Origin of the sequence: Arthrobacter sunyaminii (assembly GCF_018866305.1) — a bacterium.
Classification (GTDB): domain Bacteria; phylum Actinomycetota; class Actinomycetes; order Actinomycetales; family Micrococcaceae; genus Arthrobacter_B; species Arthrobacter_B sunyaminii.
Window position 1 is genome coordinate 3,625,322 of sequence record NZ_CP076456.1, and the last position, 15,384, is coordinate 3,640,705.

Annotated in this window: 15 protein-coding genes; 8 read left to right on the forward strand and 7 right to left on the reverse strand. The window is 64.8% G+C overall.

Annotation, left to right across the window (positions count from 1 at the left end):
* The first annotated feature begins 123 nt into the window (after positions 1 to 123).
* Positions 124 to 1,023, forward strand: a complete 900-nt coding sequence (locus KG104_RS16450) for a LysR family transcriptional regulator (RefSeq protein ID WP_207347886.1) — start codon at positions 124 to 126, stop codon at positions 1,021 to 1,023.
* A gap of 68 nt (positions 1,024 to 1,091) precedes the next feature.
* Here the strand turns inward: KG104_RS16450 and KG104_RS16455 are convergent, their stop codons facing one another.
* From KG104_RS16455 to KG104_RS16475, 5 genes are all read right to left on the reverse strand, one after another.
* Positions 1,092 to 2,066: a YsnF/AvaK domain-containing protein gene (locus tag KG104_RS16455; RefSeq protein ID WP_207347683.1), complete on the reverse strand. Its 975-nt coding sequence runs from the start codon at positions 2,064 to 2,066 to the stop codon at positions 1,092 to 1,094.
* Between the two features lie 200 nt (positions 2,067 to 2,266).
* Positions 2,267 to 3,955: a long-chain-fatty-acid--CoA ligase gene (locus KG104_RS16460; RefSeq protein ID WP_207347682.1), complete on the reverse strand. Its 1,689-nt coding sequence runs from the start codon at positions 3,953 to 3,955 to the stop codon at positions 2,267 to 2,269.
* Between the two features lie 108 nt (positions 3,956 to 4,063).
* Positions 4,064 to 5,026 carry an ATP-grasp domain-containing protein gene (locus KG104_RS16465; protein ID WP_207347681.1) on the reverse strand — a complete coding sequence of 321 codons (963 nt, stop codon included), beginning with the start codon at positions 5,024 to 5,026 and terminating at the stop codon, positions 4,064 to 4,066.
* Positions 5,027 to 5,049: 23 nt separating this feature from the next.
* Positions 5,050 to 5,265, reverse strand: a complete 216-nt coding sequence (locus tag KG104_RS16470) for a hypothetical protein (protein WP_207347680.1) — start codon at positions 5,263 to 5,265, stop codon at positions 5,050 to 5,052.
* A 164-nt stretch (positions 5,266 to 5,429) separates the two neighbouring features.
* Entirely contained in the window at positions 5,430 to 6,191 is a 762-nt protein-coding gene (locus tag KG104_RS16475) for an SDR family NAD(P)-dependent oxidoreductase (RefSeq protein ID WP_207347679.1), read from the reverse strand.
* Positions 6,192 to 6,329: 138 nt separating this feature from the next.
* Between KG104_RS16475 and KG104_RS16480 the strand changes: the two genes are divergently transcribed.
* The 5 genes from KG104_RS16480 (at position 6,330) to KG104_RS16500 (ending at position 10,614) form a co-directional block, all read left to right on the forward strand.
* The gene (locus KG104_RS16480) at positions 6,330 to 7,025 is read left to right on the forward strand and encodes a phosphoribosyltransferase (protein ID WP_207347678.1); all 696 of its coding nucleotides are present in this window, start codon (positions 6,330 to 6,332) and stop codon (positions 7,023 to 7,025) included.
* Between the two features lie 26 nt (positions 7,026 to 7,051).
* Positions 7,052 to 7,885, forward strand: coding sequence for an SGNH/GDSL hydrolase family protein (locus KG104_RS16485; protein ID WP_207347677.1), 834 nt, complete (start codon positions 7,052 to 7,054; stop codon positions 7,883 to 7,885).
* Positions 7,886 to 7,910: 25 nt separating this feature from the next.
* Positions 7,911 to 8,465: a DinB family protein gene (locus KG104_RS16490; RefSeq protein WP_237687082.1), complete on the forward strand. Its 555-nt coding sequence runs from the start codon at positions 7,911 to 7,913 to the stop codon at positions 8,463 to 8,465.
* A 129-nt stretch (positions 8,466 to 8,594) separates the two neighbouring features.
* Complete coding sequence (locus tag KG104_RS16495; RefSeq protein ID WP_181032210.1) at positions 8,595 to 9,182, forward strand: HdeD family acid-resistance protein; 588 nt, start codon at positions 8,595 to 8,597, stop codon at positions 9,180 to 9,182.
* Between the two features lie 151 nt (positions 9,183 to 9,333).
* Positions 9,334 to 10,614, forward strand: a complete 1,281-nt coding sequence (locus KG104_RS16500; protein ID WP_207347676.1) for an ammonium transporter — start codon at positions 9,334 to 9,336, stop codon at positions 10,612 to 10,614.
* Positions 10,615 to 10,634: 20 nt separating this feature from the next.
* Here KG104_RS16500 and KG104_RS16505 read toward each other — a convergent pair whose 3' ends face one another.
* Positions 10,635 to 12,443 (reverse strand): thiamine pyrophosphate-requiring protein, encoded by a 1,809-nt coding sequence (locus tag KG104_RS16505; RefSeq protein WP_207347675.1) that lies wholly within the window; start codon positions 12,441 to 12,443, stop codon positions 10,635 to 10,637.
* A gap of 135 nt (positions 12,444 to 12,578) precedes the next feature.
* On the opposite strand from KG104_RS16505, the gene KG104_RS16510 reads away from it, so the two are divergent.
* Together KG104_RS16510 and KG104_RS16515 are read left to right on the forward strand one after the other, a co-directional pair.
* A complete protein-coding gene (locus KG104_RS16510; RefSeq protein ID WP_207347674.1) occupies positions 12,579 to 13,115 on the forward strand; it encodes a dihydrofolate reductase family protein in 537 nt (178 codons plus the stop codon).
* 339 nt (positions 13,116 to 13,454) lie between these two features.
* Positions 13,455 to 13,925, forward strand: a complete 471-nt coding sequence (locus KG104_RS16515) for a GtrA family protein (protein WP_104160175.1) — start codon at positions 13,455 to 13,457, stop codon at positions 13,923 to 13,925.
* 24 nt (positions 13,926 to 13,949) lie between these two features.
* On the opposite strand, the gene KG104_RS16520 is transcribed toward KG104_RS16515, so the two are convergent.
* Positions 13,950 to 15,332: an NAD-dependent succinate-semialdehyde dehydrogenase gene (locus KG104_RS16520; RefSeq protein ID WP_207347673.1), complete on the reverse strand. Its 1,383-nt coding sequence runs from the start codon at positions 15,330 to 15,332 to the stop codon at positions 13,950 to 13,952.
* Between the last annotated feature and the right edge of the window lie 52 nt (positions 15,333 to 15,384).

Consider the following 15,384-nt stretch of genomic DNA (forward strand, 5'->3'; position numbering starts at 1 on the left):
TCATTTCAACGTGCAACTGATAGGTATTCCTCTAAGTATCCGCACTATTTCCCATTAGGCAAAGATGGGTTTTCTTACCGGTATAGATTAGATTTACTAATGAATTGAAAGGGGGAAATGACCGTGCTCGATGTTCGCCGCATGATCCTTCTCCGGGAAGTCAAAGCCCGCGGAACCCTGGCCGCAGTGGCGGAAGCACTGAGCCTCAGCCCTTCCGCGGTATCCCAGCAGCTGGGCCAGCTGGAGAAGTCCGTGGGGGTGGAACTGCTTCGGAAAACCGGGCGGGGCGTGCAGCTGACACCGCAGGCTGAGATTCTGGTGGCCCATGCCTCCGACATCCTTGAATCGCTGGAGCGGGCCGAAGCGGATCTGGCTTCATCGCTGACCTCGGTGACCGGATCCATTCGGATAGCGGTGTTCCAGTCAGCCGCTTTGGCCCTGCTGCCCGATGCCCTCCGCATCCTTCGCCGTGAGCATCCGGAACTGCGCGTGGAAATGGTTCAGCGTGAGCCCGAGACAGCACTGTACGAAACCTGGGCACGCGACTTTGACCTGGTGATCGCTGAACAGTATCCCGGACACGCCGCCGTCCGGCATGCCCAACTGGACCGGGTGCACCTGACCTCGGATGCCATCCGCCTGGCCGTGCCGCCTGAGGGCCTACCGCCGGTGCAGTCCCTGGCGGACACCGCGGGGCTTCCGTGGGTGATGGAACCGCGGGGCGCGGCCTCCCGGCACTGGGCGGAGCAGATTTGCCGGCGGGCGGGATTTGAACCTGATGTCCGTTTTGAGACGGCCGATCTGCAGGCCCAAATCCGGCTGATCGAGTCCGGAAACGCCGTGGCGCTGATGCCGGACCTGGTGTGGACCGGCCGGGATCCCAGCGTCCACCTAATGGATTTGGACGGCAAGCCGCACCGAAGCATCTTCACGTCCGTCCGGCGGGCCGGCGCCAACCGGCCGGCGGTCCTGGCCTGCCGTGAGGTGCTCGAGCGCACTGCCCGCCAGGTGGCGGCGTCATAAGTACGCCATAACACGATGCGGGGTTCCGGCAACTGCCGGAACCCCGCCCTCAAACGCTGCGCTTCAAATTACCTGCTGCTGCCTGAGCTGCCCGAGCCGCCGGAACCGCTTTCCCCGGACGTGCCGCCGGAGTGCCCGGAACCGCCGTGGGAATCCGTGCCGGAGCTTCGACGGATACCGTCGTCCGTCTCGGTTTCAATCTGCTCCTTGCGGACTTCCTCTGACACGCTTTCCGTGTCCGTGACAGTTTCGGTATCCATCCGGACCCGCTCCACCGGCACCGTCTTCTTGCTGACGACCGGCTCCTCGGCGTGAAGCGTCACTTCGTGCTCTTCTTCGCTGAGCTCCCGTCCGGCCATGGCGGAATCGACATTGGCATCCGTGATCGGTTCCGTCTCAATGCGGACCTCTTCATGGCTGACCGGAACCTCGGTGGTGACGGTCTCAGTGACGATGTACTTCCGCAGGCGCGCCTTGCCGGTCTCACGCGACCGGGTGCCCACGTCCAGCTGCTCTTCCGAGCGGGTCATGGCGTCATCAGTGGTGGGGCCAGAGGTATCGTGGCCCACAGTCGCGTCCGAGGACATGCCCGAGCGCGTCATGTCGCTGTCCTCCATGAAGTCCGACCGGTCGCCGCTCCGGGTTCCGACGCCGGAATCCGTCATGGTGCCCGAATCCGTCATGGTGCCCGCGTCCATGGTGGAGACGTCGTCACTGCCGTCGTCGTAAGTAAATCCGTAGTACCGGTAGAGGGTCACTTCCTCTTCGGGCGTGATGGATCCATCGGATTCGACCTGCGGGGAGTTCTTAACCTCGTCCTTGGAATAAGGAACCAGGACGTCCATGCCCTCCACCGTTGCTTCGCTGAGGGGCACAAAGGACTCGTTCGTTCCGAGAATTCCGGTGTTGACCGTGACCCAGGCGGGTTCATTGGTCTGGTCATCCAAATAGAACGTTCCAACGGCGCCAATCTTGTCACCGTTGGGTCCCAAGACGTTGCCGGACCCTGCCATGAGACCTTCAACTTGCTGGTTGCTGATCATGCTGTTCTCCTTCAGCTGTGAAGCCATCGCCGTTGTACGGTCTGGTTTCACGTTTGGGCCGAGCCTGCAACAGGCATCGCGAAGATACCTGCGGGGGCCTTATTGGGCGGCTGTAGTATCAGGCAGACCTGAAATGCCAAGCCTGCTTACCATTCCAACCCAACGCCTTCGGAGCGTCAATAGGTAATCCGGAAGGGAGCCTACTTCTCGCTGGTCAGCAGTTCGCGCACCTGGCGGCGGAGTACCTTGCCCAGCAGCGACTTGGGCAGCTCCTCAATGGCCACAATCCGGCGGGGAACCTTATACGGGGTGAGCCGCTCGCGGCACCAGGCCCGCAGTCCGGCTTCATCCAGTTCCGCACCCTCGGTCAGGACAACGGCCGCCACAACCTGCTCGCCGCCGTCGGGGCGGGGCAGGCCCACCACTGCGACGTCGGCGATGGCCTGGTTGCTGCGCAGCACTTCCTCCACCTCGGTGGGAGAAACGTTGAAGCCGCCGGTGATGATCAGTTCCTTGCGGCGGTCCACCACCTTCACAAAGCCGTCGTCATCCACGGTGACAATATCGCCGGTGCGCAGCCAGCCGCCGTCGAGCAGCACCTGTTCTGTGTCCTCAGTGTTGTTCCAGTAGCCCGCGAAGACCTGCGGGCCGCGGATCAGCAGTTCACCCGGCACGCCGTGCGGCACCTCGGAGGAAGGCTGTTCCGGATCGACAACGCGCATTTCCGTGCTGGGGAACGGAACACCGATGGTGCCGTTGCGGCGGCTCTCGGCAAACGGATTACCCAGCGCGACCGGCGAAGATTCGGTGAGGCCGTAGCCCTCCACCAGGAGTCCGCCCGAAACCTCTTCCCAGAGCTTTACGGTGGCCGCCGGCAGGGTCATTGCGCCGGAAATGGCGAAGCGGATGGTGGAGAGGTCAATGCCCCGCTTCTTGGATTCCAGCGCCGTCCTCTCATAGATCGGCGGGACGGCGCAGAAGACGGTGGGCTTGGATTTCTTGGCGGCGTCCAGCACCAGATCCACGTCAAACTTGGGGAAAAGCACCAGCCGCGACCCGGTCAGCACGGAGAAGGTCAGGTACAGGGTCAGCCCGAAGGCATGGAACATCGGCAGCACACCGTAAATGACTTCCTTGCCCTCCTGCGCACCGTGCATCCAGGCCTGCCCCTGCAGCGCGTTGGAGCGCAGGTTGAAGTGGGTGAGCATGACGCCCTTGGGGATTCCCGTGGTGCCCGAGGTGTACTGCAGGGCGGCCAGGTCCCGCACCGACGGGCGGGGATGGGCGCTGTCGATCGGAGCGGAACTGAGCAGCTTTTCCCAGGACATGGTGTTTTCGGTCTTGGTTGTCAGCCCTGCCCGGGTACGGCGGATCGAGGGCAGCGGCAGCCGCAGCCCAATGCGCTTGAGCCGCGGCATAGCCTTGGTGATGTCCACAGCAATCACCGTTTTGACGGCAATGTCGTCGGGGAAGTCCTGGATTTTCTCCACGGCCTTGTCCCAGATGATGGCTACCTGCGCACCGTGGTTTTCAAACTGGTGGCGAAGTTCGCGTTCCGTGTAGAGCGGGTTGTGCCCGACGACGACGGCGCCCAGACGGAGCACGGCATAGAACGCGATGAGGTACTGGGGGCAGTTCGGCAGCACGATTGCGACGCGGTGTCCGCGGCGCACACCCAGCTTCCGGAGGCCTTCGGCGGCACGGTTGATCTGGTCGCCGAGGTCGGTGTAGGTGGTTTCGGCACCGAAGAATTCCAGTGCCACCTTGGGCCCGTAACGGTTAACCGCGTCCTCCACCATGTCCGTCAGTGACTCGGTGGGCAGCTCAATGGTTGCCAGAACGCCGGGCTGGTAGTTCTTGACCCACAATGGTTCCTGGGCAGCAGTCATTGAGGAAGCTCCTTCACTTTGGATAATCCTGACTATAGCGACGCGCCCGGCCCGGAGATAAATTGTTTGTCCTGCACCACGTCGCAGCGAGGCAGAAAGGTGCCGCCCTTAGGCGCCAACCCCCTTGAGATACTGAGCCAGCGCGCGGGGCGCCGAGCGCGGAGCGGCGGCCTCGACCACGGCGTTGTAGTTGGTGTTGGTGTTCACGTCATAGGTGAGGATGCGGCCGTCGGCCGTTTCCATGAATTCAATCCCGCAGACCTCCAGGCCCATGCGCTTGGCGAACTCGAGGTACTTACCGATGATCGGATGGTCGAAGCCCTCCCGCAGGCTGAAGAGCTGGGTGTCCTCATCCGGGGCGATGGTGGCGCCGGGCGGCATGATCGGCTTGCCGGTGGACGGGTCGATGGCACAGGCGTCCGCCGGGCAGAGCTGGAATCCGCCGCGGGCGGTGTCTGCCCGGATCGCATAGATGAACTCGCTGCCAACAATCTCCACGCGCGTAATGAACGGCTCGGCGGCGTTGATGAACTCCTGGATAAGGGTGATGCCGTCAGCTGGTTCCTCAAAGTCCGGTCCCGACACATAGTCGGCCAGCTCGCCGTGGGACTCGAATTTGCGGACCCCCAAACCCTTGCCTCCCTGGTTGTGCTTGGTGATGAAGGGGGCCGGAAATTCCTTGGCAGCGGCCAGGATGGAGTCCCGGCCGACGGCGGCCACCGTGCGCGGAGTGTCGATGCCGGCGGCGCGCAGCGCGGTGAGCTGGTCCACCTTGCTCATTTCCAGTTCCAGGATCCGCCGCCCGTTGACCGTCCGCCGGCCGTGGGCTTCCAGCCAGGACAGCACCGCCCGGGCATAGTCCTTGGACAGGCCGTGGTCCCGGGTGTGGGAGGAGGCACTGATCCGGGACCAGAAGATGCCCTCCGGCGGCACCGAGTCCAGATCCAGGACGCCATCGGTCAGCAGCCATTCCTCCACTTCCAATCCTTCGGCTTCGAAGGCGCGGGCAAACGGCGGAAACCACTCGGTGTTCTCATGCAGGGCGTAAATCTTGGGACTGGTCGAGCTCATGGCGCGTTGCCTTTCCTCTGTAGTTATTGGAATCCAGCGCTTAGCCGTCGATGTATATTCCATTGCCCGGGCCCAACGGTGAAGGGCAGCATCCGGGTGATGACCGTAGTCAGCCCGATGAACTGACCGAGGATGAACGCCAGCACCAGGAAGCCGCCGTCATCGTTGCGCCAGGGTGAATCCGGAAGCAGCGCTCCCGGTATCTGTGCCTCGTCCTCGGCTATTTCCTCAGTGGGCACATCCTGCCGCCGCCGCCGCGGTTCCAGGATTTTGTCGATGATCGGCGTCGAGCTGGTTGAGATACGCGGGACTGGGATTTGTGGCGCTCGTCATAGCCACCCACACTAGGGGGCGGGCCCCGAAGGATCGAGCTGGATTACGGCGTGTTCCGGACCCGGGGCGGCTACCGGCCGCGGCCCGCGATGCGTGCCACGAGTGCCTGCGGACCGCGGGCGCCAAACCAGGCCAGCGCCTTGTACCGCTTGCTGGGAATGGAGATGCCCTTGCCGGCAAAGGCATCCGCAAGACCCTCGCGGACCACGCGTTCGGCATCAAGCCACATCCAGTCCGGATAGAGGGTCTTGTCCATGTCCATGCGCTGGTGGAATTCCGTATGCACAAACCCGGGACACAGCGCTGTGACGTGCACGCCGCGTCCGCCGTAGTTGATGTTCGCCCAGCGGCTGAACGTAATGACCCAGGACTTGGCCGCACTGTAGGTGCCGCGGGGAATGAAGCCGGCCACGGAGGCCACGTTGATGATGTGGCCCCCGGGTTTTTCCATCTTCGAGAGCATCGTGTTAAGAGCGGTATGGCTCAGCTGCAGAGGTGCCGCCACCAGAACGTTCAGATGGTCCATTTCGGCGGCCAGCTCATTGCGTTCAAAGCTGTTCTTCAACCCGTAGCCCGCGTTGTTCACGAGCATGGCGATGTCCGGTTTTTCCAGCCGGCGGCTCACCCGTTCAACGCCGTCGGGCTCGGCCAGGTCCGCCGCGATGTACTCCGCCTGCACGGAGTACTCGGCTGCCAGGCGGCCGGCGGATTCCTTCAACCGTTCCTCATTCCGGGCGGTGAGGACCAGGTTGTAGCCGCGGTTCGCGAGCTGGCGGGCAAATTCGGCACCAATGCCGGACGTGGCGCCGGTAATCAAAGCTGTGGGAGTCATGGGTCCACCTTTCCACGCCCACCCTGCTATGCCCGGCAACCTTTCGCAATCCGCTGCACGGGATCACTGCCGGTGCCTTGCCAGCCGTGCCGGCGGCACCCTACCGTGTCAAGAAACCGGCCCCTGCAAGGAGGAGCCATGGCATCATTTAGCCGGTATCGGGACAGGCAGGACGCCGGAGTCCAGCTGGGCGTAGCGCTCGCTCCCTACCTCGGCGCGCCAAACCTGGTGGTGTTAGGCCTGCCGCGCGGGGGCGTGCCCGTGGCTGCCGAAGTCGCCAAGCTGCTCCACGCGCCGCTGGATGTTGTCGCGGTGCAGAAAGTGGGCCTCCCCGGGCAGCCCGAGCTGGCCGCCGGGGCACTGGCATGGGTGGCCGGGACAGTCACTACCGTGCAAAACGAGGCCGTTCTTGCAGACTGGCAGAGCTCCCTGCATTCCGGCACCTCCTCCAGCGACGGGCCCGGCTCCGCGGAGCAGGCCTTCGAAGCCGCCGCCGCCATCGCGCAGCTCGAGCTGATCCGCCGCGACAAGCTTTACCGCATGCGGCGGGACCCGTTGAATGTTTCCGGCCGCACGGTGGTGCTGGTGGATGACGGGCTGGCCACGGGCGCGTCCATGCACGCCGCACTGCTGGGACTCCGCGGGCAGAACCCGGCCAGGCTGGTGGCGGCGGCTCCCGTGAGCTGCGGGCCGGGTGCGGAAACCGCAGCGGCGTTGGCGGACGACGTCGTGATCCCCTGGCAGGCGATTGGGCTTACCGCCGTGGGCCAGGCCTACGAGAACTTCGACGAGATTACCGACGCCAACGTCCAACGCCTCCTCGGCCTGCCGTAGAAGCATCCTGTAAAGGGGAACACTCAATGAACAGAGCATCAGCAGACTGGACCGGAGCCCGGTACGTCGCCCTGGGCAGTTCGTTCGCATCAGCCCCCGGACTGGGCACTCCGGTGCCGGGCAGCCCGCCGGAGGCCGGGCGCACTGACGTCAATTATCCCCACCTGCTGGCCCGGCAGCTGCAGCTTTCCCTCACTGATGTCACCAGTTCCGGAGCCACCACCGCGGATGTGCTGTGGCGCTCCCAGTACGGGCAGGCGCCGCAGGCGGATGCCCTGGCGGCGGACACGGACCTGGTCACCGTCACCATCGGCGGCAATGACATTGGCTTCGCGGCGTACCTCATGGCAGCAGGCCTGCCTCCGCTGGCCCGTCTCAAGCATCTGCCCTCACTCGAAATGCTCAAGGCCCTTGCACCGGCCGTCCTGAACCGGCGGCTCGCGCTGCTGCCTGCGGCCATGGCCTCCGTGGGGCAGCTGATCCGCCGGCGCTCCCCCAACGCCGTCGTCCTGTTCGTGGAATATCTAACTGTGCTGCCGCTGGACCCGCACATCCGCGTGGCCGGCATGAAACCGGCGCAGGCCGCCGCCGGCCGTGAGCTGGCCGTGCATCTGGCGCTGGCGACCGAAGCCGGAGCCAACGCCACCGGCGGTTCCGTGGTGCGCGTGGCCAAGGCCAGCGCTGACCACTATGCCGGCTCGGATGACCCGTGGACGGTGGGCGCCTTTGTCCCCACCGAGGGTGGGCCGCTGCCCTACCATCCGAATCAGGCCGGGCATGAAGCCGTGGCGCAAATGATCCAGGACCACCTCACCCGGCTCGCAGGTACGGGTTCCGGCTTGCCGGAGCGAATGGGTTAGCGTGCGGATGGATTAGATTGGGCGGATGACTGCGCAGACGCCCCTGGATATCCGCACGGAACCGCCCGAAGCAGCCGGTGAGCGCGAGACGCTGACCGGCTTTGTGGATTACTTCCGGGCCACTGTGGTTCTGAAGGCTGCCGGACTCAGCGATGCCGACGGCGCCAAACGGCTGCTGCCCTCCCTCACCACGGTGTCCGGGCTCGTCAAACACCTGACCGATGTTGAGCGCTATTGGTTCCGCACCCGGCTTGACGGGCAGCGGGATGTGCCCACGCGATGGTCTGCCGCTGACCCGGACGGGGAATTCAGGGTCAATGACAATGACAGCCTCGCGGAACTCATCAAGGACTATGAGGCTGCCTGCCGCGAATCCCGGGAGGTGCTGGAACGCTATGACCTCGAGGACCGCTGCCGCGGCAGAAGCGCCGGCGAAGGTGACGGAGACGGGGACGTCGACGGGGACGTCGACGGGCAGAACGTGCGGTGGGTCCTGGTACACATGATTGAGGAAACCGGCCGGCACTGCGGCCACTTGGACATCCTGCGCGAACTGCTGGACGGATCCACCGGAGACTGACCGGCGTGCTGTCTGGCCCTTCCGAGGGCTCTGCGGCAGGCCAACCCTAGAGATCAGGGCATCCCCGGAAGGATAATTTTCGGAACAGGGGCGCTGCCAGCCCGACTCTACGGGAGGTTTCACATGTCCATGTCAGGAAGTACTTTTGGGTTCGGAGGGTTGAGCCTGGAGGTCAGCGAGCTCACCCGCAAGGTGGTCCGGGGCATCCGCACGGGCATGGTCGTCACCGGGGTCCTCTCAGTGGTGCTGGGTGCGCTGGTTTTGTTCTGGCCCGGAGCCACCCTGGACGTGATTGCCGTCCTGTTTGGCCTGTATTTCGTCGTCGCCGGGGCGGTCCGGGTGGTCACAGGGCTGGTGACTCCGCTGCTCGGCGGACTGCGCGTCCTGAACATCCTCATCGGCCTTCTGCTCTTGATCGCCGGAGTGGCAGCGATCCGTAATCCGCTGGCCTCCCTGTCCGTCCTCGCCCTGTTCATTGGAATCGCCTGGATTGTGGAGGGCATCATGTCCCTGACCGAGGTGGAGAGCGGCGGATCACGGTGGTACGCCATCATCTACGGGATCGTCAGCATTATTGCCGGCGTGGTGGTCCTGTTCCTCCCGGTGAGCTCCCTTGCAGCACTGGTGATTTTCGGCGGCGTTGCCCTGGTGGTGCTGGGCATTGTGGAAGTGGTGCGTGCCTTTTCCTTCGGCCGCGGAATGCCGCTCAACTACTAGGAAACGTTCAGCGAGCATCCAGCAGCTGTTAACACAGGGATAACTTGCGCGGAAACGCGGTTGTAATACGGGGCGCCCACGCTGGGAGTAGCACGGTTTCCACCCGCCGCTCCGGCCCGCGCGGCCGGCCACCCCCGAATGGAGTATCTCCATGGACTCTGGAAACACCGCCTGGCTGCTCGCCAGCGCCGCCCTGGTTTGTCTAATGATCCCCGGCATCGCCTTCTTCTACGGAGGAATGGTGGGCTCGCGCCGAATCCTGAACATGATGCTGATGTGCTTCGGCGGGGCCAGCCTTGTCGCAGTCCTCTGGGTGCTTTACGGCTACTCCGCAGCGTTCGGCAACTCCCTCACGGGAGCCGGTCTGCTCGGAAACCCGCTGGAATTCTTGGGTCTGTCCCAGTTACTGGTTGAGGATCCGGACTCTTCGATTCCCGTGGCGTTGTTCGCCGCCTTCCAGCTGATGTTTGCCTGTGTGACCACGGCACTGGTGGCCGGCGCCGCCGCCGGCCGGATGAAGTTCGGCGCGTGGATGCTGTTTGCCGGACTCTGGGCCACCCTGGTCTACTTCCCCGTGGCGCACTGGGTCTTCGCCTTCAGCAGTGAGGACGGATCCGTAACCGGCGGCTGGATTGCTAATCAGCTCGGTGCCATCGACTTCGCCGGCGGCACCGCTGTCCACATGAACGCCGGAGTCGCAGCCCTGGCCCTGGCCCTGGTCCTGGGCCGCAGCAAGGGCTGGCCGCATGCCTCCGGAAAGCCGCACAGCCGCCCGCTGGTACTGCTCGGCGCCGGGCTGCTCTGGGTGGGCTGGTACGGATTCAATGCCGGTTCGGCCCTAAGTGCCGGACATTCCGCCGCCGTCGTCTTCCTGAACACGGCTGTGGCAGCCGCAGCCGGCCTGCTCGGCTGGATGCTGATGGACCGGCTGCGGCTGGGAACCTCGTCCTCCCTCGGAGCTGCCTCGGGTCTGATTTCCGCCCTGGTGGCCATCACTCCGGCCTGTGGTGCCGTCAGTCCGCTGGGCGCCTTGGCCATCGGACTGATTGCCGGCCTCGTCTGTTCCCTGGCCATCGAATGGAAGTACCGGCTCGGGTACGACGATTCCCTCGACGTCGTCGGCGTCCATGCCGTGGGCGGCCTGCTGGGCACCCTGCTGATCGGCCTGTTCGCCACCGACGCAGCTCCCAACGGTGTCAGCGGCCTGTTCTACGGCGGCGGGCTCGAACTGCTGGGCATCCAGGCCCTGGCCTCCGCTGCGGTGCTCGTCTACTCCTTCGTGGTGACCTGGATCATCGCCAAGGTGCTGGCGACGACCATCGGGCTGCGCATTCCGGAGGAAAGCGAGCTGCAGGGCATCGATATGGCAGCCCATGCCGAATCCGCGTACCTGAACGACGAGGAGCCCGTGGAGCTGGGCGCCCGTCCGTAACGTTCCTCCTCCGCCGGGGATCAGCCCTCCAGGGCTTCTTCCTGGCGGAGGTAGACGGACAGGAGGTCCCGGGCGTGCTGCGTCTGGGGCCCTTCCTTTTCCATCGCTTCCATCATGGACGCTGCCTGTGCCTTGCCTCCGGGGAACGGCGGCAGGAGCGGAACGTCAGGATCCGAGACCACCTCAATGATGTACGGCCGGTCAGCCGCGAGCGCCTGGTCCCAGGCAGCACCGAGCTGCTCCGGATCGTCCACCCGGATGCCCTCAAAGCCCAGCAGCTCCGCGTAGCCGGCATAGTTGAAGTCCGGAAGCGCCTGGCTGTCCGGGAAGCGCGGTTCGGTTTCCATCTCCCGCTGTTCCCACGTCACTTCCGCCAGTTCTCGGTTGTTCAGGACGCAGACAATGAAGCGCGGGTCCGCCCACTGCTGCCAGAGCCTGCTGACCGTAATCAGTTCGGTGATCCCCGCCATCTGCATGGCGCCGTCTCCGGACAGGGCAATAAGCGGGCGGTCCGGACGGGCAAGCTTTGCGGCCAGGCCGTAGGGCACAGCGCATCCCATGCTTGCCAGCGTGCTGGACAGATGCGCGGGAACGCCGGCCGGCAGCCGCAGTTGGCGGGCGTACCAGTAGACGCTGCTGCCCACGTCCACGGCTACCTGGGCGTCCGCGGGCATGCGGCTGCTCAGCTCGTAGACGGCGCGCTCGGGGTTCACCGGGTCGGCCGGGGTAAAGGCACGCTCGCGCGCAAGTTCGTGCCAGGAACGCACCGCCTGTCCGACGTCGTTCCGCCAGTCGGAGGGTCCGCGCTCCTCCAGCAGCGGCAGCAGGGCGTCCAGGCATGCGGCAGCTCCACCGGGAAGCGCAACTTCCACCGGGTACCGGTTGCCGATCGCCGCCGAATCGATGTCGATCTGCACGGCTCGAGCAGCCCCGGGCGGCGGATAGAACTCGGTCCACGGGTCATTGGAGCCAATGATCAGCAGCGTGTCGCAGTTGGCCAGCACATAACCGCTGGCCGAGGTACCCAGATGGCCCATGACTCCGGCCGCCAGCGGCAGGGACTCGTCCACGTACGGCTTGCCGAGCAGGCTGGTGGTAACGGCAGCGCCCAGCTTTTCGGCCAGGGCCATCACCTGTTCCTGCGCGCCGCGGGCTCCCTGCCCTACCAGCAGGGCGACTTTCTGACCGCTGTTCAGCAGGTTGGCGGCGGCCTGCACGTCTTCGTCGCGGGGCAGGATCCGGGCCGGCCGCCATACCGGAGCGGTGGTGAGCACGCCGTGTTCCTGGTCCAGTTCCGGAGCCGGCGCCTGCTGAACATCATGCGGCAGGATCACCACGGAGGGAGTGCGGGTGGCAAGGGCTTCTTTGAAGGCCCGGTCAATGACCAGCGGCGCCTGTTCCGGGCTGGACACCTGCTGCCGGAATCCGGACGCAACGTCCCGGAACAGGTGCATCAGATCCACTTCCTGCATGTAGCCGGACCCCAAAACACTCAGGCTCTGCTGTCCGATGACGGCCACCACCGGCACCGAGTCCATCCGGGCGTCATACAGGCCGTTGAGCAGATGGATGGCACCCGGGCCCTGGGTGGAGACCACCACGCCCACTTCCCCGGTGTACTTGGCGTGGCCCACCGCCATAAAAGCTGCGTTCTCCTCATGCCGGGCCTGGATAAACTCCGGTCCGCCCGCCCGCCGCAGGGCACCCATCAGCGGGTTGATGCCGTCGCCGCTGTATCCGAAGATCCGGCCCACTCCCCATGCCTGGAGCCGTTGGACCACCAGGTCCGCTACCAATTCCGGTTCATCCTGTGGTCCTGTGCCGTCCATTGCATGCCTCCCATGGAAGATCAGTGTGCTTGGTATCCCCCACTCTTCCATCCCGCGGGCAAGAAATGCACGTTTGGACGGCCCGCTGCTCATGCATTGATGTGTGACGCTGTGCCCGCCGCTATGCTCAAAAACATGGGTAAGGTCATCTATTACGTTGCATCGTCACTGGATGGCTACATAGCCACCGAAGACAACAAGCTCGACTGGCTGCTGGACTTCGGCTTCGAGGCGTTCCAAACGCACTATGACCAGTTTTTGGCCGGGGTCGGCGCACTGGTGATGGGTTCGGTAACGTACGACTTCGTCCGCGCCGAGGACCCCGGTTCCTGGGCCTACGGCACCCTGCCCTGCCAGGTGCTGACCAGCAGAAATCTGCAGGCGCCGCCGGACACCGGTGTACGTTTCGCCGCCGGTAACATCCGGGATATCTGCGCAGCCGCAGTGGCCGACGCCGGCAACCGGAACGTCTGGGTGGTGGGCGGCGGTCATGTCGCAGCCCAGTTTGCCGACGCCGGGCTGCTGGACGAAGTACGGGTCACCTATATGCCCGTGGCGCTCGGCAGCGGGCGCCCCCTGCTTCCCGTCGCAGCGCCCACCGGCCGCATGCGGCTGACGGGGACGACGTCGTTCAACGGCGGGGCTGCCGAACTCCGCTTTTCCGCCGAATAGGCCGGCAGCCGCAACGCATCCCTGCCCGCTTCCCGGTTCACTGTAGGGTGTGTTCCGTGCGCGCCCTCTGGTGGCCCTCGAAGACGCCGGCGACCTGCCGGGGCACGTCACCGCGTCCCTGAAGGCGGCGCTGCGAAACTGGGAAAAGCTGCTGGCACTGGTCTCGGACCTCCTCACGGCCGCCACAGCCCGCGCAGCGAGGCAGAGCGGGGCACTGTCTTCACCGATACCCTGCCGCTTGCCCGTTCCGGTGCTGATTTTGTGCCCCGCGCAAGGCTGTGAAAATATCCAGTTGGATCCGGCACCCTACCGGGCACATTCAGCAGGGGAATTTACTTGATGGCCAACCACGGCATTTCACCCGTCCGCAAGGTACTGCGGCGTCTGGGGTCCTTCTCCCTCGTCGGCGCAGTGGCCTTCGTTGTGGATGTCTCCCTTTTCAACGTCCTGGCCTCGACAGTGCTCGATGACAGCCCCATAACCGCCAAGGTCATCTCCGTTGCCGCTGCCACGACCGTCTCCTGGGTCGGCAGCCGATACCTGACCTTCCGCAGCACCCGGGGGCGGAGCGTCCGCAGCGAAACCCTGCTTTTCGCCCTGACCAACGTGGTGGGGCTGCTCATCGCCACCGGCTGCCTGTTCGTGTCACACTACGTGCTGGGTTTCACCAGCCAGTTTGCGGACAACATTTCCGGCAACGTCATCGGTGTCCTGGCCGGCAACGTGTTCCGGTACTTCGCGTACCGCTACGTTGTTTTCACCACGGAAGAGGAACGGGCAGCCCGGAGCGCGCTGAAAGAAAACGCATAAGGGCTGCCCGGCCGTTCGGCTACGCTACTTCCGGGACTGCGGCGTGCGGATCAGCTTCTTGTTGACGAACTCATCCATGCCGTAGCGTCCCAGTTCCCGGCCCACGCCGGAGCGCTTGACGCCGCCGAAGGGCAGGTCTTCCTGGGTTCCGGACACGCCGTTGATCCAGACCATGCCCGATTCCAGCCGGTCAGCAACCTCAAGGGCCTTGTCCTCGTCAGCGCTGAAGACGGCGCCGCCCAGGCCGTACGGTGAGCTGTTCGCCAGTTCTACGGCTTCATCGGCGCTGGAGACCTTGTAGATCACGGCGGCCGGACCGAAGAGCTCCTCCGAGAAGGCACGCATATCCTCCGTGACGCCGGTCAGCACGGTGGGCTGAACGTAGGCGCCGGGCCCGTCCACCAACGCACCGCCGGTGTGGAGAGTTGCGCCCTTGTCCACGGCATCCTGAATCTGCTCCACCAAGGAGTCTGCGGCAGCCTGTGAGGACAGCGGTCCAAAGCGGGTGCCCTCGTCCAGCGGATCACCGGGCTGGATCTTCTGCATCTTCGCGGTGAACTTCTCCACGAAGTCGTCGTAGAGATCCTCCATGACGATGAAACGCTTAGCGGCGTTGCAGGCCTGTCCGGCGTTGCCCATGCGGCCGGCCACGGCGGACTTGACCGTGGAGTCCAGGTCCTCGGAATCCAGCACGATGAACGGATCGCTGCCGCCCAGTTCCAGCACGTACTTCTTCAGGTTCCGGCCGGCCACCTCGGCAACGGCGGAACCGGCACGCTCCGAACCGGTCAGGGAAACGCCCTGGATCCGGGGATCTGCAATGATGTCCGCGGCCTGGTCATTGGTGGCGAAAAGGTTGATGTAGGCATCCCGGGGCAGCCCGGCATCGTGGAAGATCTGCTCCATGGCCAGGGCTGACTGCGGGCAGTTGTTGGCATGCTTGAGCAGCACGGTGTTGCCCAGCATGAGGTTGGGGCCGGCGAACCGGGCCACCTGGTAGTACGGGTAGTTCCACGGCATGATGCCCAGGATCGCGCCGATCGGTTCGGTGCGCACGGTGGCCCCGCCGCCGCCCTTTACGCTCAGTTCCTCATCGGCCATGAAGCCGGGGCCTTCGGCGGCGTAGTAGTCGTAGATGTCTGCGGACAGGGCAACTTCGCCCTTGGCCTCACGCAGGGGCTTGCCCATTTCGGTGGCGATCAGGGCCGCCAGCTCGCCGCTGCGTTCGCGGTACAGCTCGGCCACCCGGGCGATGATCTTGCTCCGGGCCTCAACCGGCTGGCTGCGCCACGAGGAAAAGGCACCGTGGGCTGCGCTGATTGCTTCGTTGATTTCGGCGTCGGTGGCTTCGGCGAATTCTTGCAGTGTCTCCCCGGTTGCGGGGTTCACGGTTTTGTAAGCAGTCATGGGGCTCACGTTACCGGCGGCTGTGGCAGGAGCCACAGCGGTTCGCTCTTGG